Here is a 19,297-nt window from a genome sequence, read left to right as displayed (position 1 = left end):
GGGTGGATACTCCGGGAATGGTCTCACAGCTCAATGCCGCAATCGGGAAAAGAGCTCACCAGCGTGCAGCCACAGGCACAACGATGACCATGCAGCGCCACCGGCTGTCCGTCCACTTCCGATAACGAACTGCCTTCACTGATGACCGTGATGCCATGTTTATTGCACTTCACTGCATCGCCTTTACAGGCGATCCCTTTCCCGAAGCACAGATAATGCCCGCCCAGCACTTTCCCACCGTACTCCCGCAGGGTATCGCCCTCGCGTATCACTGTTTTCATCCTTCATCCTTCCCTGAATCAGGCCGTTACGGTCGCCTTAAGATTTTCCGCCCAGCTGGACTCAATCATCGTTTTTGCCAGTGCCAGCCGCTGATCGCTGATGAGCTGCGTTTGCTGAGCCACCACTGTGCCTGGCTCCATCGTTGGCGCCTGCAGCTGTGCAGCGTTGGGCAGCATTGGCAGCGGTTTGCCGGAAAGCAGATCGATGGCCTGCGTTTCGAGGTAAACGGCACCCGCGGTACCGGCAAGCCCCGCGAGTTTGCCCTTCGCGCTTTTCTGTCTGATGATAACGGCCGCGCCTGCGGCAAGGGTCGCGACGCCCACCACCGCTCCGGCAATCATCAACGGCGTCATTGGCTTACTGCTGCAGCTGCCGAAATAGATCATCCGGTAAAGGAAATAGCTGCCCCAGGGTTCGCGGGAGCCGAAGGCGTTGTGCATAAACCACGCGCGGGAATCGTGGATCTGATCGTCAAACAGTGCCCGCACCAGCCCGCCTGGTTCAGTGGCGTTACTCGCTTCGCCGGCCGCCGGGAAAAGCACTTTTACACGATCGTCTCCGGCGGTTTTCATGCTGAGCCATTCGCCATACTCATTATCGTTATTCAGCAGGAAGATGGCGTTACTCATTGAATCAACCGCAGTAAAAATCCAGTTACCGGTACCCGACCGGGAGAGGCCGTGGTAATCCTCTCTGAACTCCTCTGCGGCCTGACGCAGCTGGGTTTGCCCCAGCGCGGCGTCGAAATCCTTTGGCCCCGGCGGGAGCATCAGGAAGCCATCTTCAGGTTTATGTTCGGCAATTATTTCCTTACGAGCATCGTCAACTTTTTTCTGTGCTTCTTTCCAGTCATCCTCAGACTGCTTTCTGACCAGCGGATCGCTGTCTTTATCCAGCCCATTTGCCGCCGAATCGACATAGAAGCGCTGGGTCTTGTAGGTTCCCCCGGCATAGCGGTTAATACGCCAGGCGGTGATCCAGCCCATCTGATCTTCAAGGGCTTTCTCCAGGCTGACCGGCGCGCGCGGTGGATCGTATATTGCGGCTTGTTCGGGGAGAATCGGGACTGTGGACGAACTCAGACCGAGGGTAAGCTCGCGCCAGGCGTTGAAACGATTGACTAAAGCAGTATCAATATCGAATTCTAAGACTCTATCGGCATCCATTACCCTCCAGCGCTGAGTTTTAAGATCCTCAGGTAAACTATCCTCTGGAACTTTTAGAGGGGCACCTGATTCAAAAGCAGCGGCGTACATTTCATTTAAAGCAATTTGTGACAACAGCAAACTATCGCCATCACCATTGGCCTTTCCCTGATCTCCCGGTGGATATCCCCCGCCTAAATCCGAGTGCATTCCCGGATAAACCACCTCCTGGCTGTTCGCCGGATACGTACCATCCGGACGGCGGATCGAATCCAGCGGGAAACACAGCCGCTGCTCGTGGGAAGAGACCAGATGGACACACTTTTTAATCAAGCCGCCGTAGATCTTCTCTGCCGGCAGTTCCTGGGTCTCGTCTGCCCAGCCCATATGCCCTTCCGCCACCGGGGCGATATGCGCCACTCCCACCGAGGCCACCGTGTCCAGCAGGCCCAGGAACTCCACACTGAGCGAAATTTTCAGATCGCCCACTGCCAGGCACTGCTCGGGTTTGTCTTTTCCCTCCTCAGGCTTTGGCAGCAGTTCGCTAAGCCAGCGGACAAAAGCTCGTGCTGCCGCTGCGCCGCGGGAAAAGCCGTACACGTACAGCTTGATTCCCAACAGCTTTGGCTTTCCGGGCTCGGTGGGTACCAGAGCCTTTTGCAGCTCTGGTGCCATATCTTTCAGCAGGCTATGGAAGGTCTCAAAACGGTTGGCAGCGCCGGTCAGCCCAAAGGACGCCATAGAGGTGGCCATTTTTTCCACCGCCTTCCAGCTTTCGTCGTCCGACAGCGTATCCAGGCCCATTGTCCGCTTCAGGGCATCGATAATCCGCAGCAGGCCCCAGTTGATTCTGTCTTCCCCGTGCGTCGCCGCCGCCAGCCCCATCATGCTGAAATCCAGGTCGTTCACCTCGGGGAAAGGTGTCCCGACGCCGGGAATATAATATTTGTAGTATTTGTCATCGCCGCTGCCGCTGGCATCCAGCAGCTCCGCTGTTTTATCTGCCAGCCCTCCGGCATAGCCCTGGCCGATAGTGGCGCGGAACAGGCGGGCAATATTAGTGGGGTGCTTTGGGTCAGCAATATATAAGTCGTGATTGAGGTTATTGCCGGTGCCGTCAAAAAACAGGCTGATGTGTAAAGTTTTACAGCAGGGAGGCTCCACGCGCCGCCTGGCGGCCAGGCACAGCTTCTGCCGCCAGGCCAGTTCATCGCTGTCCTGCAGCGCGCAGTTTGCACCAACCAGCGCAGACTTGGTGGGCAAACGCCCCTGAGCCGGAAACGCTGGCGGGAACCATGCCAAATCGGTAATTATTTTGGACATACTTTCGGCTCCGGCATTTGCAATGGCTCGTTGATTGGGTACCCCGGCCGGCCGGGGCTTACACAGCTGGTCGTCACTTTCACCTCATCACAGGGCAGAAAGTGCACCGTGATCCCGCAGGTTTTTTGCCCCGTATAATCCGGTACTGGTACCACCGCGCTGTGCTGCTTATTCTGGGCCTGCATATTTTTTTTCCATTTTTTGAACTTCTCTCTATCTGCAAAGCCGGGAAAACCCTTTGAGCCGCCCACCCCCGTTTCCCAGTCGACCTTCACCGTCATACCCGGTCGCCATTTCGCCGGCACGCCATAGCAGCACCCCCCGCCGCCGCCCTGATACGGACCAATAGCATCGATGCCAGACTGACCGTCGACGCTGAAATGGTTGATCGCCCATTTGGTGTGGTTGATGGCGACAATAATCCCACCGCCGCCGTTCCGGTTTTCCGCCTTTGCCACCGGCTGGCTACAGCCCGCCAGCAGCAGGGCACCCAGTACCACGAGGTAATGTCGTATTTTCATTTTGCATTCCTTTGATGAAGAAACGGATGACGTGCGTCTTGCTCAGCCATGACTTTTCGGGATGGCATGGCTGAGCATTACTGAAGAGGAATAAAAACCAGATCGTGATTAAGGTTATTGCCGGTTCTGTCGAAAAAAGGCTGATATGCACAGTCCTGCCGCCAGGTAAGCTCGTGGCTGTCCTGCAGCGCGCAGTTTGCGCCAACCAGCGCAGCCCTGGTGGGTAGACGCCCCTGAGCCGGAAATGCTGGCGGGAACCATGCCAGATCGGTAATTATTTTGGACATACTTTCGGCTCCGGCATCTTAAGGGGCTCGTTGATCGGGTAGCCCAGCCGGCCGGGGCTCACGCAGCTGGTGGTCACCTTCACCTCATCACAGGGCATAAAGTGCACCGTTATCCCGCAGGTTTTTTGCCCCGTATAATCCGGTACTGGTACCACCGCACTGTGCTGCTTATTCTGGGCTTTTATTTTTTGGGCCCAGGATAAAAATTTTTGTTCATCGGCATAACCCGGAAAATCCATTGAGTATCCCACTCCTGTTTCCCAGTCGATTTTGACCGTCATACCCGGCCGCCAATTCGCCGGCACGCCATAGCAGCACCCCCCGCCGCCGCCCTGATACGGACCAATAGCATCGATGCCAGACTGACCGTCGACGCTGAAATGGTTGATCGCCCATTTGGTGTGGTTGATGGCGACAATAATCCCACCGCCGCCGCTCCGGTTTTCCGCCTTTGCCACCGGCTGGCTACAGCCCGCCAGCAGCAGGGCACCCAGTACCACGAGATAATGTCGTATTTTCATTTTGCATTCCTTTGATGAAGAAACGGATGACGTCCGTCTTGCTCAGCCATGACTATTCGTGATGGCATGGCTGAGCATTACTGAAGGGGAATAAAGGCCAGAACGTGATTAAGGTTATTGCCGGTGCCGTCAAAAAAAGGCTGATATACACAGTCCTGCCACCAGGTAAGCTCGTGGCTGTCCTGCAGCGCGCAGTTTGCGCCCATCAGCGCAGCCCTGGTGGGTAAACGCCCTGAGCCGGAAACGCTGGCGGGAACCACGCCAGATCGGTGATTATTTTGGACATACTTTTGGCTCCGGCATCTTAAGGGGCTCTTTGATCGGATGTTCCGGATGGCCATAGTTGGCACAACTGGTCGTCACTTTCACCTCATCACAGGGCAGAAAATGCACCGTGATCCCGCAGATTTCCTGCCCCGTATAGTCCGGAACTGGTACCACCGCACTGTGCTGCTTATTCTGGGCCTTAATTTTATCTCGCCATTCTCTGTATTTTTTTGAATCAGCGAATCCTGGAAACCCTTTTGTTGATGCTTCGCCACTTTCCCAGTCCACCCTCACCGTCATACCCGGTCGCCATTTCGCCGGCACGCCATAGCAGCACCCCCCGCCGCCGCCCTGATACGGACCAATAGCATCGATGCCCGACTGACCGTCGACGCTGAAATGGTTGATCGCCAATTTGGTATGGTTGATGGCGACAATAATCCCACCGCCGCCGCTCCGGTTTTCCGCCTTTGCCACCGGCTGGCTACAGCCCGCCAGCAGCAGGGCACCCAGTACCATGAGGTAATGTCGTAATTTCATTTTACATTCCTTGTATGGCAGCCTCTCCGGAAGGCGAACTGCCTCATGAACCCACTTTCAGACTTCTGCTGAGGACCGTCCGATCAGGGTCTTAATCACCCAATCCTCGCGCTCTTTATCCAGTATCATCCCTTTGGCGGTGGCTGAAAGCATGCCGTTGAAACAGGCCGTAAACCGTTCAGTCTGCGAAGCAAATCCCGTATCGGGAACGTCCCGATAGCGAAGCATCAGCCTGGCATCGCAGATGCACATCAGGGCTTCAAACTGGCTATCGCTCAAAGCGATGTTTTGGCACTTCTCGTTGATGGCGGGCTGTGCTCCCTGCCCCATCAGCACCCCCGGCTTCTCGTCAGGATCCAGCCAGCTCCAGAACAGCGCCGGGCGCTGCAACTGGGCCTGCTGATCAGGTTCCAGAATATGAGAGAACAAATAAGGAAAAATACGGGCATCAAAGTATCTGAACAGCCCCGCCCGTCCTTCATGTGTCGCATCGGTGCAGGTTGTTAACCATTCCGCCAGCGTAGCGAAAGGCCAGGGAGAACAGAGCACCAGTAGTGGAGCAGTCTTTTGTACTTTCTGAGCCAGCTCAATCAACCACTGTTTCTGAAGCGGATCGTTCAAAGAGATCCTGATCAACAGCGGCGACTCTTCTGGCAGGGCATCTTCCGGCAAGCCCTGATAGAGAGACTGCCATACCAAAGGTGGTGAAAAATCGTGCAGTACCGGAATGACGGAAAAATCAATACCGCACTGGTCGAGAATAAAATCAAGGTGGTTCAGGTTTATATCAGCGCAGGTTTGCTGAAGCAGATTCACCCAGTCAGTGATATGGGTCGTGTTCATTTATGCCTCCCTTGGCACAAAGCCCTGTGCCAGCCGCTGCGCCTTTTTCAGACACTCTTTGCATACTGATGAAGGCAATTCAGGCAGCGGATAATCCTCACTCGCCGGGCCCTGTAATTTATGTTGCCCCTTGAGGCTTAACAGGCCTGGACCATGCACGTTGATTTCGCCCTGTGGCGTCAGCTTGATGTAAGCGCCACCGCAGGCGAGCGTGATCCCATTCTTTGCCGTCAGCTGCAGGTGTCCCTGCGTTGACTGGACGGTGACATCCTTCAGGGAAGTCAGCGACAGCACATCACTATGTGATTCAATCTCCAGTGCACCTTTGGCAGATACCAGCCGCATTCCTTCCTGTAGGGCTAGCAGCGAAACCGCCTGACTTGCGTTCACCGAATAGCGCTGTGCTGCGGTGATATTGACTTCTCCCAGGCTTTGCAGGTACAACCCTTTCCCGCTGTGCAACAGAGTCGTTTCCGGCGTAACGGCGGCAATACCTTTAGGTGAAGACAGCAGCAGCGCAGGCTCTTTAAGCTCACTGGCAGCGGAAACAAATGCTCTTAATGGCCCAGAATCAGGCGTTATGTTGTGGTGAGTCTGCGTAATCGCTCCCCATCCAGTTACCTGATTCAACGCTCCTTTTAGCAGACTGACCGCCGGCTGCATCTCCAGCACCTGGCCCTGTGCTTTCGTCTGGCCATCAGCGCTGATGAACATCCCTTTCTGTGCCCGGATGGCGCCCCAGCTGTCGGTTCTGAGCTCGAAACCCTCCCCACGCTTCTGCTTTTCGCCGTCGACCAGGTGCCCCAGATTCAGCTGACTCTTGCCGCCGTACTCGGTGCTGACCTTGACATGCTCTTTTCCGCGCTCGTCGTCGAGGCGGATTTTGTTGTTCGCCGGCGTGCGCAGCACGTTGCGTTTGTAGTTGCGGATGGTGACGTGGTCGCCGTGCGCCGAGTCGTGCAGCACGCCGGCGATGTACGGCCGGTCCGGGTTACCGTCCTCAAAGCCAATCGCCACTTCGGTGCCCGCCAGCAGCGGCAGGTGCAGACCGTAAGTATCGCCGGCATACGGGCGGGACTGGCGCACCCACAGGCTCTCGAACCCGGTTTCCCGGTTATCCCGGTCAAACAGCATGTTGACGCGATAGCGGCCGTCTTTATCGATGTGGCCGTAGGTGTCATTCTCGGTGGTGCTGGTGACGCGGGCTGGTAATGTGCCGGCCATCATCGGGCGTGAGCCTGGCTCAGGACGGAAACTAAAATCCGTGCTGTCCGGGATCCCGTCAAAATGCACTTCAAAATCCCGGTCACGCCGCGCATGGCTGCGCATCGCCGTGATGACCACGCCCTTGCTGAACACCTCGGCCACTTCATACCCACCGATGACGTTGAGCACCTGACCGGGATAGAGGGTCGGGCAGCTGGTGATGGCATGGGTCCGGGTCTGGCCATTCAGGTAGCGCTCATGACGAATGCGGGCATAGAATGCCCCCGACTCCGCAGCCGGATTGCGGTCGTACGCATTACCCTGGGTAAGGTAGTTGTCCCCCCAGTGGTAGGCATCTCCACAGGTGGTGGCATCCCCGCGGGTCACATCAACCTCGGTATTCATGTCATCCGTGGCCTGGCGGTAGTTGTAGTCGCGGGTGCTGACCTGCTTCTGCACCACGTTATGATGGCTCTCCATCCCCCACACCGCGTCCACTCCGTCTGAATGCTGGCCCGACGGCGGCACTGAGGGCAGCGTCAGGCCTTTTTCATACCCCTGCTGACCGTCGTAAAACTCCACCACGTCGATGTTCAGACGCGTATCCGTGGTAAAGCGGAACCAGATACCCGCCTCACCCAGCAGGCGGGTAATGAAGCGCAGGTCATCCTCGCCGTACTGTATCACCTGCTCCCGGCGCGGGTACTCTTTTGAGAGCGAGAACAGAAAATCCTGACCGCGCAGGTTGTGACGCTCGCGCAGGATTTTTTCCACAATCTGCGGCACCGACATGTCCTGATAAATGGCGTTCTGGTGTGAACGGTCGAGCAGCGCCAGGCGTGGCTGCAGCGTCAGGGCATAATGAGTTTCATCTTTTGATGTACCGAGGCGTTCAAAGCCGCTCACCACGCCCTGAAGGGTGCGCACCGCCTGCTGCATTTTGATGCCGTAACCCTGGTCAACCGGGGCCTGCAGCGTCAGGGAGGCCGCTTTCATCAGCATCATCTCTTTGCTGATGGCATGGTCAGAGCTGGTGAATTCAATACGGTAGCTGAACGGCCGGCTGAGCGCCTCATCGCCGTCAAACGCCAGTACATCGAGCCCGGCTTCACATCCTTTCACCGACAACTGGTGATGGCTGTGGCTGAATCTGATCGGGAGACGGGAGTTCATGCGTTATCTCCTTCAGTCCGGTCAAACTCCAGCCCGATCCCCTCTTCCTCGCTCCAGCTCAGCCATAGCGACTGTGGTTTCTGTCTGGCGGCCATGTGGCTCAGCAGTTGCTGACTCAGCACCGGCAGAATCTGCTGATTGAGCAGGCTGTCAACGTTGCGCGCGCCGGTATCCGGCAGCAGGCAGGCGGCGGTCAGCGCGCCATACAGGCTCTCATCAATCTGCGTGGTCAAACCGTAGTGACGATGTAAGAGTTTGCTGACCTGTGACAGCTTCATTTCCACGATGGTGCGCATCGCCGCTTCTGCCAGCGGGCGGTAAATCACCGTCTGGAAGCGGGCCAGCAGCGCCGGCTGGAAGTGGTCGCGCAATATCGGGCGCAGCAGCTCGTGGAGATTGCCTTCGCTGGCCTCCGGCTGTTCGTCCAGCAACTGCATCAGATGGTCGCTGCCGAGGTTGGAGGTCATCAGGATCACGGTGTTGCGGAAATCGATTTCACGCCCTTCGCCGTCGCGCATAAAGCCGCGATCAAACACCTGGTAGAACAGGTTCATGACGTCGCGGTGCGCCTTTTCCACCTCATCGAGAAGTACCACGCTGTACGGGCGCTTGCGTACCGCTTCGGTGAGAATGCCACCCTGACCGTAACCCACGTAGCCCGGCGGTGAGCCTTTCAACTGGGAAACAGTGTGCGGCTCCTGGTACTCGGACAGGTTGATGGTAATCAGCGATTTTTCACCGCCGTACAGCACGTCCGCCAGCGCCAGCGCGGTTTCGGTTTTACCGACGCCACTCGGGCCGACCAGCAGGAACACGCCCTGCGGGCCGTTCTCTGACGTGAGTCCGGTCTTCGCCGCGCGCAGGCGCCGGGCGATGGCGGTCAGCGCCACGTCCTGCCCGACCACACGCTGGCCGATTTCGTTTTCCAGCATCAGCAGTTCGGTTTGCTCGTCTTTCATCAGCGAGGACAGCGGCACGCCGGTCCAGTCGGCAATTACATTCGCGACGGTGCGGGTGTCCACATCCACCTGAACCAGCACATCGCCCTGCTGCGCCTGTTCGAGCCGCTGTTGCAGGTCGGAAATCTCAGCCTGCTGGCTGATGTCCTGGCGGCTGGCCGTCAGTTGCTGTGCCAGCGCTTTTTCGTGGCTGAAACGTGCTTCCTGCTCTTCGATGCGCGTCTCCAGTTCAGTCCGCTGCTGCTCAATGGCACCCAGGCGGTCATCGTGACGGTTGCTGCCGGCGGCGATATCTTCCCGCAGCGCCTGCGCTTCCAGTGCCAGCGCGGTCAGTTTTGCTTTCAGGCGCACAATTTGTTCTGGCACCGTGTCGAAACTCATCCGCACACGTGCGGCGGCGGTATCCAGCAAAGCAACCGCCTTGTCCGGCAGCTGGCGGCCCGTCAGATAGCGGCGGGACAGCGTGACGGCTGCGCGTACTGCATCATCAGTGATATGCACGTTGTGGTGTTCGGCGTAGCGGGCTTTCAGGCCGCGCAGCATCAGGCAGGCGGTCTCGTCGTCCGGCTCGTCTACTTTTACCATCTGAAAGCGGCGCTCCAGCGCGGCATCGCGTTCGAAGTATTGCTTGTATTCAGACCAGGTAGTGGCGGCGATGGTACGCAGTTCGCCACGGGCGAGTGCCGGTTTGAGCAGGTTGGCGGCATCCGCGCCGCCGGCCTGGTTGCCGGCGCCAATGATGGTGTGCGCTTCATCGATAAACAGCAGAATCGGTACCGGGGACTGCTGCACCGCATCAATCACGTTTTTCAGGCGCTGTTCGAATTCGCCCTTCACGCCTGCGCCCGCCTGCAACAAACCAAGGTCGAGGGTGCGCAGAACAACCGGCTTCAGGCTTTCCGGAACGTTGCCTTCAGCGATACGTAAAGCCAGGCCTTCCACCAGCGCGGTTTTGCCGACGCCCGGTTCGCCGACCAGAATCGGGTTGTTTTTGCGACGACGCGAGAGAATATCCACCATCTGGCGGATCTCCGTATCGCGCCCAAAGACCGGGTCGATTTTGCCTTCTCTGGCTTTGGCAGTAACGTCGAGTGTGAATTTATCGAGTGCGTTCTGCAGCGCTGGATTGAGTTCGCCTTCCTTTATGGCCGCGCCGACCGGGCGCCCGACAAACTCCACCTCACCACCATGACTCTGCGCAAGTTCCGCTGCCTGTTGCCGTTCCGGGCGTTCCTCCGACTGCCCATCAAGCAGCGGGCGCAGACGCTCCAGCTGACTGTGGCCCAGCGTCAGCAGCGGCCACAGCCCGTCACAGCGCACCAGTTTCTGTTTATCAACCAGCGCCATCAGCAGATGGACGCTGCGGATCTGTTCCTCACCGTTAAGAGAAGCAATCAGCCAGGCTTCCTGCATCAGCGTCTGAAGAGTGTCAGACAATTGCGGACGCTGACGGACTGAACGCGGCAGTTTATCCAGCCAGGCAAGCAAATCCTGCCACAGCATATCCATATCCCACTCATAGCGGCGTGCCAGTACCGTCAGGTCACCTTCCCCCTGTTCGAGCAGCTTCAGCAGCCAGTGCTCCGGCAAAATTTCCGCATGGGCGCGGGTCTGACACAGGGAGGCGGCGGCTTCCAGTGCGCGAGCACAGTAAGGGTTAAGGCGGCGTAATAAGGTTGATGCGTGATGCTCCATAAAGACTTTCTCCATTCTGACGCGCACTATCGGGTTTTACCGTATGGGGACTATCGGTTTCAGATATCCCCAACCGGAAGAGCCTCACCGCACACAATTCATGTCCTTTCAGGCAGGGTTACAGCATCTGAAACGCGACGATTAAATGGTATGTTTTTTTGATTTGGGCCGGGTCTAATAATGGCCGCCAATTTCCAGGATCGTTATGGACATTCCTACCACCGAGAATAAAACCCTGTCCTGCTGTGTAAGCCGGACAGAATAGAGGTTACTGTTGCCCTTCAATTTTTCATAATTCATATCTCCTGCAAGTCTTGCAGCATCTGACGGAGAACGGCCGGTCAGAATATATCTACGCCAGTCGTGATATTTCCGCATTCCTGCAGACGGCACACTGATTGATTTTCCTCTTTCCCAGCGCTGCCTGGCAGCTGAATCATCAAAAGTAAATGGCATAATTTTCTCCTTTTATGTCTCAGAAATAAGCCTGATTCATTCAGGCACGCTACCGCCCATCGCTTTTCCTTTTAGTAAGGAAGCCTAAGCGCATTAGGCCAGATTTTTGGATGTTCACTTTTAAACTGTCCCCTCAGCACAAAGGGGCTTTGCTAAAAGCTGCGGACAGGTTTCCCCATCCGCATCAGGCGTTACTCTAAACAACAACCCTGCAGCACCTGGCACGGCAGGTCATTACGCGGTGGCACGTTCGTTCCAGCTATCGGAATGAATGATGTTTCCATCTTTGTAGGTCCAGGTGATTTTTTCGTAACGCAGTTCAAGCTGTTCGAGGTGATTGTGCTTTTCGTAAGAGGGATTCTTAACGTCATGCATCAATGGATTCACTTTCACCACCTTCACATTCTCGAGTCTGGTGTTGAAGTATTCGACTTCCTGACCGGCGTCATTGATTTTGTACCACTTGAACTCTGCTGATTTCAGGGTCTGGCCAGTGGTCACTGCCTTGTACAGATACGGACTGGACGAGTCGATTTCCTTGGTGAACATAAACGGCGTGTGGATACGGGTGCCGGTCAGTTTGCCCGTGTTGTTGTCGGTCGGAATGTAGATATTGTGATCCTGAGCGACAACTTCGATGCTGCCTTCACGGTCCTTAACGTCTACGGAACCTTTGATGTCCGCGCCGCCATCGTCTTTCAGCCACAGATAAACAGGGATTGCCATGGATTACTCTCCGTTGTGTTGTGATACGTCATCATCCTGCGATGACGTCTGGGGGTTGCCCGGTATCTGGCAGGCATCAGCCTGCGGTACCAGACTGATTTCGACGCGACGGTTAAGCGCACGCCCATCCGTCGTGTCATTGGTTGCGACTGGGCGGCTTTCGCCATAGCCCTGCACCGCAAAACAGCTTTCCGGTACATCACCGGTGTCACGCATCCAGTCGCGCACCGCTTCGGCACGTTTCAGAGAGAGCGTTTGGTTCAGTTGCGGGTTACCGGTGTTATCGGTGTGGCCGGCGACCACAATCAGCCAGCCCGGCTTCGCTTTGATGCCGACCAGTGAGTTCACCAGCATTTTGGTGGACCCGGCTTTCAGCGTAGATTTGCCGGAATCGAACAGCGACATGCTGTCGAGGCGGACAATTTTCGGCACCGGTTTCGGCTGCGGTTTTGGCGGCGGTGGCGGGGGCACATACGAACGGATCGCATCCAGCACAGGCATTCGCAGACGCTCGCCCTGATATAGACCAAGGTCCATCCGCATCGGTACGCCATTGCGCGCCTGATCATCCAACCCGGCCGCATCGTCACGCAGAACGGCAACGGCGTCGGCTTTGGGTGCGAAATCCTGCATCGGGATGCGTTCATAACGGGCAATATCGAAGCTGACACGCTGCAGCAACTGGCGATTGTTCCAGCCACTGCTGAGCAGCGCAGCCATGGCCGCCAGCGTGAAAATCGCGAGCGCATAACGGAAGGCTCGCCCACGTGGCGTCAGGCCTCGCCCTTCCGGCAGCAGCGGCAGGATAAAATCCGGCAACGCGGCAATAACCGTACTGTCCGTTCCCACCGGCTGCCAGCCCGCTACCTGTTGCATCGCAGTATAACGGGACAGCCATGCCGTCCAGACCGAGGTGGCCAGACTTCCTGCCAGGATCGGTACCAATCCCCACAGCACCGCAACCGGTGCAATGACCGGAACATCCGGGCTCTCATCGATAAAGACAGCTTCAACGTGCTGATGGAACCAGCTCATCAGGCTGTTCATCAGCACCTGTTGCTGCATCGCAGGCGCGCCACCGGTGGTGACCCATGCAGCGACTGAGCCCGGCGTTGAAGACGCACGCCAGACCCTCACCCCTTCCCCAGGGATAGCCGCTTGCCAGAGCAGATCATTGGTCATCGCACTGCCAACCTGACCATTCAGAACCAGCGGCACAGAATGCCCGGTTTCTTTACGCAGCTGGCTGATTTGCCAGCGCAGCGCCAGCAGACGACGGGTAAGCCGCTCGCTGTCGGCGTGTTTTTGCGGACAGACGCTGACCATCACCGACAGCTGTCGGCCCCAGTCAGGACGCAACCCCAGTATCTGACGGGCAACCTGTTGCAGATCCTGATGTTCCTCCACGCGGATCCAGCATCCCTGTGTCACAGTAAGCACCGGTGACTGCTGCATACATGCCAGCGGCAGATCGCCACAGACCAGCACCACAGGCTGACGGTAAGTGGCTTCCGGGAGGTCATCCAGATTTAGGGCGACGTCATGCTCCGCACGACGCCTGGCGACAATCCACAACGCCAGGATAAGCCCCAGCACCGCAAGCAGAAAGAGCACCGAAACCAGTCGCGATACCGGCAGGAAACTCAGGCAAACCACGGCACTCAGCAGGGCGGCCCACAGCGCAAGCCCGCGCTGCTGTGCAGGACTCATTTCACGGCTCCCGGCAGCAGGGTCACCAGCATCTGATCCAGCCAGTGGCTCAGTCCCCACCACAGCGCAGCCACCAGCACCACGCTCAGGCCAATACGCACGGGCCATGACGCCAGCCAGCCGCCCATTTCTCGTCCGGTACGGCTTTCCGCCAGAACCGGATGGGTTGGTGGATAGCTGAACGGCGTGACATGTTCACTGAGCGCGTTGATAAGCTTCTGGCGCTCCGGATCGTTCAGAGAGCGGAAACTGCCGAGGAACCCCAGCATCATGACCCGCTGAAAGCAGGTCATGACAGCCTGGTCAGGCGCTGGTTCACGCAGCACATCACGCATGCGATCGCACAGCGTATCACCGGCATCCATGGTGCCGAGGAAGTGCCCCTGCAGGGGAATGTCATACCACTGCACGCAGGCGTCATCCTCCACACCACGACCTTTGACCGCCTCATCAAGCAGCGCACACTGTGCGGTGAGAATATGCTGACAGCTGACTTCATCGAGTTCGCTCGCTTTCAGCTCACGCTGCACACGTTCAACATCGGCAATGCAACGCTCCCACAACGTGCGCCCTTCTCCATCCTGAAACGTCGGACCGTGACGCAGGCTGATGACCTGCAGCCAGGTATCCTGCAGCAGAGCATCAATATCAATGGGCGCAGCAGTACTGCGTTTAGGCTCACTCATGTTCTCAGTACCGCAAAAAGTTCAAGTTCAGGCTCGCCGAGCATGCCCGGAACGTAAAACATACAGGTGCCGCTCTGAAGCATTTCACTGGCCAGGGGATGCGAGACATCAAGGCTGAAATACTGGTTTTCCAGACGCAGCGGAATGGCTGCCGGCACATGGCGCAGTGGCGTCAGTGGCACGCCCACCCGTGAGGAATTGACGATACTCCTGACATGATCGGGACTGCCGATCTTGCACTGGCGCGGGAACTGCTCCTGCAGTTGTGCCACCGGCATCGGTGAACGCACGGAAAGGTAGTAATCCGCCCCTTCGCGCAGACGGGAGTCATGCAGACGGGCCTGCCAGACGTGTAGCCGGGCATCGTGCTCAAGCTCAATCGCCACCACCCGCGACGGCAGGCTGGCTTCCAGCAGATCGCCCAGTAAGTCGAACAACGGCGGGAAGACGCTATTCAGCTGTTCATGCTGCCAGACCGGAATAGCACTCACCTGATGTTCCAGCGAGAAAGTCAGCAGGCTGCCCGCAAGCCGCACCAGTTCCGGGTACAAACGCTCCGGTGGGCTTTGCAGGTTACGCTGAAACTGGCCGAGCACCGGTTCTGCGCTGTTCAGGGCATTGAGCAGCCAGAACAACGACACATCAGCCACGGCAAAGTCGGCCATGCGCTCGTTACTTTCACGCCGCATGGACATCAGTCGACTCAGACGGGCACGCAGTTGCGTCATCAATTGTTCCAGCTGGGTTACCAGCCAGCGGCTGCCCTGCAGAGCCAGCAGTGGCGGAAGCCAGGTTTCATCGAGTGCCCAGCTGCCCTGGGAATCCTGCTGCAGACGGGCGACCGGACAGGTCAGATAATCACTGTTGTTCTGATGGGCAAAACGCAGCGTCAGCTCTGGCTGCATCACTGCAATCTGCCGGGTATCGTCGCCAAAGGTGTTGCGGACATCCCGCCAGCGCTGGCGATAACGCACAGGGCGCTCGGCCACCTCATCGGGTTTAAGGCAGTTGCCGCCATTTGCCCGCAGCAGCGGAAGCGCCAGCACCACCACCACGTCCTGTGATTCGCCCTCAAGCATCAGCACCGGCGGCAGGTCATCGGCGTTATCGGTGTCGATAAGCGTGCCATCGGGGAAACGGATGTGCAGGTGACGGGCCTGCAGGCGGCCCAGCTTCAGTGCATCAGGTTCGAAGGTGGCAGCAATCATCCCCCAGGGATGGCAGAGGCCCAGCCGGGCGATGCATTCCGCAGACCAGGCCGCATAGGCAACCTGTTGCTGGAAGTGCTGGGGAGAGACCATAACGCCCCTGCCCCATAACGGTTGTTCCGTTTTCATTGGCTTCCTGCCTTCGCTTACGATTTCGCCTTCGGCATCTGGGAAACCAGTGACAGGTTGACGTCCATGCCCTCTACCTGGAAGTGTGGGATGGCGTACAGCCTGACGCGGAAGAAACCCGGGTTGTCGTCGATATCTTCCACTACCACCTTCGCGTCACGCAGCGGGTGAGAAGCCTGCAGTTCATCGCCCGGATCGGTCATTTCGGTCACCAGACTGCGCACCCAGGTGTTTAACTCCAGTTCCAGCAGACGCCGATCCTTGGTGGTGCCGATGTTTTCACGCTGAATCAGCTTCAGATAATGCGCGATACGCGACAGCAGGAAGATATACGGCAGACGGGCGTTAATGCGGCTGTTGGCGGTGGCATCCGCAGTGTCATACAGCGCGGGTTTCTGGGTGGAGTTGGCTGAGAAGAAGCAGCTGTAGTCGCGGTTTTTGTAGTAAGACAGCGGAATGAAACCGAGATTGGCGAACTCAAATTCGCGGGTTTCCGGGATCATTACCTCACTCGGGATCTTCACCTGATTACCGGTGCCCAGATCGTACAAATGAATTGGCAGATCCTGCACCGCACCACCGGCCTGTGGACCACGGATTTGCACACACCAGCCATTGTTAATAAAGCTGCGCACCATGTTGGATGCGAAGGCAAACGAGGCGTTGGTCCACAGGTATTTGTCGTGATCCGGGCCTTTGACTTCTTCAACGTAGTTGAAGCTGCGCACCGGTACGGTGTCCGGGCCATACGGCAGGCGACCCAGCACACGTGGCATCACCAGACCGATGTAGCGCGAATCGTCCGTCTCGCGGAAGGATTTCCACTTGATGTATTCAGCGCGGTCAAAATAGTTACCGATATCTTTGATGGCAGCTACGTCTTCCATTGAATCCTTGAGGAAGAATTGCGGGCAGGCAGATCCGATAAACGGCATATGCGCCGCAGCAGACACTTTTGAAATATTGCGCAGCAGGGCAACATCCTGCGCAGACGCATCAAACTCATAAGCGGAAATCAGCGCCGCAATCGGCTCGCCGCCTGGTGTGTCATACTCATCAATGTAGGTGTGTTTATACAGACCGCTCTGGATAATTTCCGGGCTGTCCTCGAAGTCCTGACGCAGGTCTTCTTTAGACATATCCAGCAGTTCGACTTTCACGTTCTGGCGGAAATCGGTTTTATCAACCAGCGATTTCACGCCGCGCCACAGGCTCTCCACTGCCTGGAACTCTTCGCTGTGCATGACCGCATCCAGCTGACGACTGATCTGGTGATCCAGCGCGGCGATATGATGGTCAATCAGGTTTTTGTCGAGTTTTTCAACTTTTGCGCCTGATTTTTTCAGGCATTCCAGAAATACCTGCATGCCGGCGGTTAAACGCTCATCCGCCGTTGCATCCGACATCGCCTGCGCATCCTGCCAGATATCCAGCGCGCTCAGCTCAGAAACCGGGTTAAGATTGATTTTTTCAAACAGGGTGGCATAAACCCCATCGGTTGCCGGACGTTCCAGCACCACGCTCTCGCCACCCGTCGCATTCTCATTATTTACAGACATCAGCATCTTCCTTATTAATCCGTTAAATCATCGTGATGGTTATGGCTGTTTTGGTGCCAGAGTTGAGAGCTCAGCGCGCAGTTCTGCGCTTAACGCCGGGTCCAGCAGAATTTTTTCCAGCTCTTTTCGGAAGGCCTGGTTATCCAGCAGGTTGGCTTTTAAATCACGCAGTAAATTACGCATGGAAAGCATGGCCTTCAGCTGAGGTATTTGCCGGGAGACCTGTTCCGGAGAGAAATCTTTCATGCTCTGGAAAGTCAGACTGATGCTGTCTTCGCTGCCGTCATCGACCAGCGTATTTTTAACGGCAACCGTAACTTTTGGCGAATATTCGGAAAGCACTGCGTCAAAATTATTTTTGTTCAGATTAACCTTGGCTCGCTCTGATAATGGTGCGGTCGCCTGACCATGACTGAAGTCGCCTGCCACCAGTAATTTCAGCGGAAGCTCGGTTTTCTTGCTTGCGCCCCCGGTATGCAGGTCAAGTTTTAAGTTAATACGTGCCTTTGGCACTTCATTCTGGAAACTATCTGCCATTTCATCACCCCTCTGTTTATCTCAGCGCACATTTTTCGCGCCATACTACTTTAGAGGTAACAGCAGAGCAATGATCGACAAAAAAGCAAATGAACAGATCTTTAAGCTGAAAAAGTTACGCACGCAAGCCATTAACACTAAAAAAGGCAGATCATTGTCACCTGAAACCAGCTAAAAAAACTGGCAAAGACATTAAAGGCCACACATTAATGCCAATAAAAAATAAAGATGTGGATTAATATTAACAAAGCGTAAATTTGTTGATTCAGGTCAAAATAAAAAATCCGCCCAAAACCATCACACCATCAAGAAAGAAATGACATAAAAAGATAAAAATTGCGGATAGCAGCAGTGCGGAATTTCATACAGGAGGGTAATGAGATGAAGTAAAGATTTCAGGTAAAACAGAGCGCAACTAAGCCCCGTGCTACATCCGTTCAACGTAATCGTATAAATCATCACCCATGCGGGAAATTTCGTATAAATAACGTTCGGGTGCGACCAGAGGGATCAATCAGGATAGCGTGGTTCATGCAATAATGACGTACGCGATCAATCGCGCCGCTGCTAATTCAGTAATCTCTTCCTCACAAACTTCATTCCAACTGTCCCGTCAGCGCTGACGCCATGCCGAGGGTGCCATGCCGTGCAGCTGACGGAAGCGGTTGCTGAAATGGCTGGAGGAGTGGAAACCGCAGCGCAGGGCAATCTCGGTGAGCGACAGCGCGCTGAATTGCAGCAGTTGCTGCGCGGCTTCCATACGGCGGCGCATCACATACTGGTGCGGCGCTTCGCCGGTGCTGCTGCGGAACATACGTGCAAAATGGTATTCGCTGAGCGCCGCCTCTGCCGCCAGTTGGGCCAGCGTTAACGGCTGATCCAGCTGCGTATCGATCAGCGCCAGCACGCGGCGCAATACCACCGGTGCCAGTCCGCCGCGCACCTGCGGCAGCTGCCACTGTACCTGACTGTAGCGCTGCAGCAGATGGGTCATCAGCAGTGTTGAGGCGCTGCTCAGCATCAGCTGGTTAGCCGGCTGCTGCCAGTCGGAGCTCAGCAGAAAATGGCGATACAGCTGGGTGATGCGATCATCGTCGGCAAAAATCTTCTCATGCAGGTTAAGCTGCGCCGGGCTGCGATCCCACACCTGCTCACCGAGGTGACGCAAATGCGCATCGGTGCAATAAAGGTGCACGAAGGATAAATCCGCGCGCAGATCCCAGGTCGACTCGGTGCCAGACGGCATCAGGCAAAAGCGATCCGGCGCGCCGCCGTTGCGCCAGCCGTGCGGTGTTTTGTGCCAGGTGTCGTAACCATCGGCAACGTACAGGCTAAGCGTATGGTGATCGCTGAGGTTGGTCACGCGATCGCCACTGTTGAACCATGCCGCCAGCCGAATGCCGCCGCTCAGCTGCACGCTATCGCGCAGCTGCGCTTTGTGACGCTGAAGCATAGTAAACGTCTGATATTCCGGCATGGTCTGACATCGCTCTCTGGATTGATGTCCTGTAGTTTACGCAACTG

General features: G+C 56.5%; 16 protein-coding genes. All 16 read right to left on the bottom strand.

The window, feature by feature from the left end; genetic code table 11:
• Positions 1–23: 23 nt before the first annotated feature.
• The gene (locus tag C1N56_RS05895) at positions 24–281 is read right to left on the bottom strand and encodes a PAAR domain-containing protein (protein WP_058782050.1); all 258 of its coding nucleotides are present in this window, start codon (positions 279–281) and stop codon (positions 24–26) included.
• Between the two features lie 18 nt (positions 282–299).
• Complete coding sequence (locus C1N56_RS05890) at positions 300–2,750, bottom strand: T6SS phospholipase effector Tle1-like catalytic domain-containing protein (RefSeq protein WP_394517230.1); 2,451 nt, start codon at positions 2,748–2,750, stop codon at positions 300–302.
• Positions 2,738–3,271, bottom strand: coding sequence for a DUF3304 domain-containing protein (locus C1N56_RS05885; protein WP_058785602.1), 534 nt, complete (start codon positions 3,269–3,271; stop codon positions 2,738–2,740). Before C1N56_RS05885 ends, C1N56_RS05890 begins: the two co-directional genes overlap by 13 nt.
• 274 nt (positions 3,272–3,545) lie before the next feature.
• A complete protein-coding gene (locus C1N56_RS05880) occupies positions 3,546–4,079 on the bottom strand; it encodes a DUF3304 domain-containing protein (RefSeq protein WP_058775852.1) in 534 nt (177 codons plus the stop codon).
• A 273-nt stretch (positions 4,080–4,352) separates the two neighbouring features.
• Positions 4,353–4,886: a DUF3304 domain-containing protein gene (locus C1N56_RS05875; protein WP_394517229.1), complete on the bottom strand. Its 534-nt coding sequence runs from the start codon at positions 4,884–4,886 to the stop codon at positions 4,353–4,355.
• A 57-nt stretch (positions 4,887–4,943) separates the two neighbouring features.
• On the bottom strand, positions 4,944–5,729 hold the full coding sequence (locus C1N56_RS05870; RefSeq protein ID WP_262257485.1) for a DUF4123 domain-containing protein: 786 nt from the start codon (positions 5,727–5,729) through the stop codon (positions 4,944–4,946).
• Complete coding sequence (locus C1N56_RS05865) at positions 5,730–8,108, bottom strand: type VI secretion system Vgr family protein (RefSeq protein ID WP_394517228.1); 2,379 nt, start codon at positions 8,106–8,108, stop codon at positions 5,730–5,732.
• Positions 8,105–10,762, bottom strand: a complete 2,658-nt coding sequence (tssH, locus tag C1N56_RS05860) for a type VI secretion system ATPase TssH (RefSeq protein WP_394517227.1) — start codon at positions 10,760–10,762, stop codon at positions 8,105–8,107. The genes C1N56_RS05865 and tssH overlap by 4 nt, the downstream gene beginning before the upstream one ends.
• 174 nt (positions 10,763–10,936) lie before the next feature.
• On the bottom strand, positions 10,937–11,218 hold the full coding sequence (locus C1N56_RS05855; RefSeq protein ID WP_288445122.1) for a type II toxin-antitoxin system RelE/ParE family toxin: 282 nt from the start codon (positions 11,216–11,218) through the stop codon (positions 10,937–10,939).
• Positions 11,219–11,452: 234 nt separating this feature from the next.
• Positions 11,453–11,944 (bottom strand): type VI secretion system effector Hcp, encoded by a 492-nt coding sequence (hcp, locus tag C1N56_RS05850; protein WP_021509115.1) that lies wholly within the window; start codon positions 11,942–11,944, stop codon positions 11,453–11,455.
• A gap of 3 nt (positions 11,945–11,947) precedes the next feature.
• Positions 11,948–13,654: an OmpA family protein gene (locus C1N56_RS05845; protein ID WP_394517226.1), complete on the bottom strand. Its 1,707-nt coding sequence runs from the start codon at positions 13,652–13,654 to the stop codon at positions 11,948–11,950.
• Positions 13,651–14,340: a type VI secretion system protein TssL, short form gene (gene tssL, locus C1N56_RS05840; RefSeq protein WP_058781797.1), complete on the bottom strand. Its 690-nt coding sequence runs from the start codon at positions 14,338–14,340 to the stop codon at positions 13,651–13,653. Before tssL ends, C1N56_RS05845 begins: the two co-directional genes overlap by 4 nt.
• On the bottom strand, positions 14,337–15,677 hold the full coding sequence (gene tssK / locus C1N56_RS05835; RefSeq protein WP_394517225.1) for a type VI secretion system baseplate subunit TssK: 1,341 nt from the start codon (positions 15,675–15,677) through the stop codon (positions 14,337–14,339). The genes tssL and tssK overlap by 4 nt, the downstream gene beginning before the upstream one ends.
• A gap of 17 nt (positions 15,678–15,694) precedes the next feature.
• Positions 15,695–17,242: a type VI secretion system contractile sheath large subunit gene (gene tssC / locus C1N56_RS05830; protein WP_394517224.1), complete on the bottom strand. Its 1,548-nt coding sequence runs from the start codon at positions 17,240–17,242 to the stop codon at positions 15,695–15,697.
• 33 nt (positions 17,243–17,275) lie between these two features.
• Positions 17,276–17,773 (bottom strand): type VI secretion system contractile sheath small subunit, encoded by a 498-nt coding sequence (tssB, locus tag C1N56_RS05825; protein ID WP_159378588.1) that lies wholly within the window; start codon positions 17,771–17,773, stop codon positions 17,276–17,278.
• 613 nt (positions 17,774–18,386) lie between these two features.
• Positions 18,387–19,250: a helix-turn-helix domain-containing protein gene (locus C1N56_RS05820; RefSeq protein ID WP_021509109.1), complete on the bottom strand. Its 864-nt coding sequence runs from the start codon at positions 19,248–19,250 to the stop codon at positions 18,387–18,389.
• Positions 19,251–19,297 lie beyond the last annotated feature (47 nt).

The sequence above is a fragment of the Pantoea sp. SGAir0175 genome (assembly GCF_043547855.1).
This window is presented reverse-complemented; position numbering and strand designations above follow the sequence as displayed.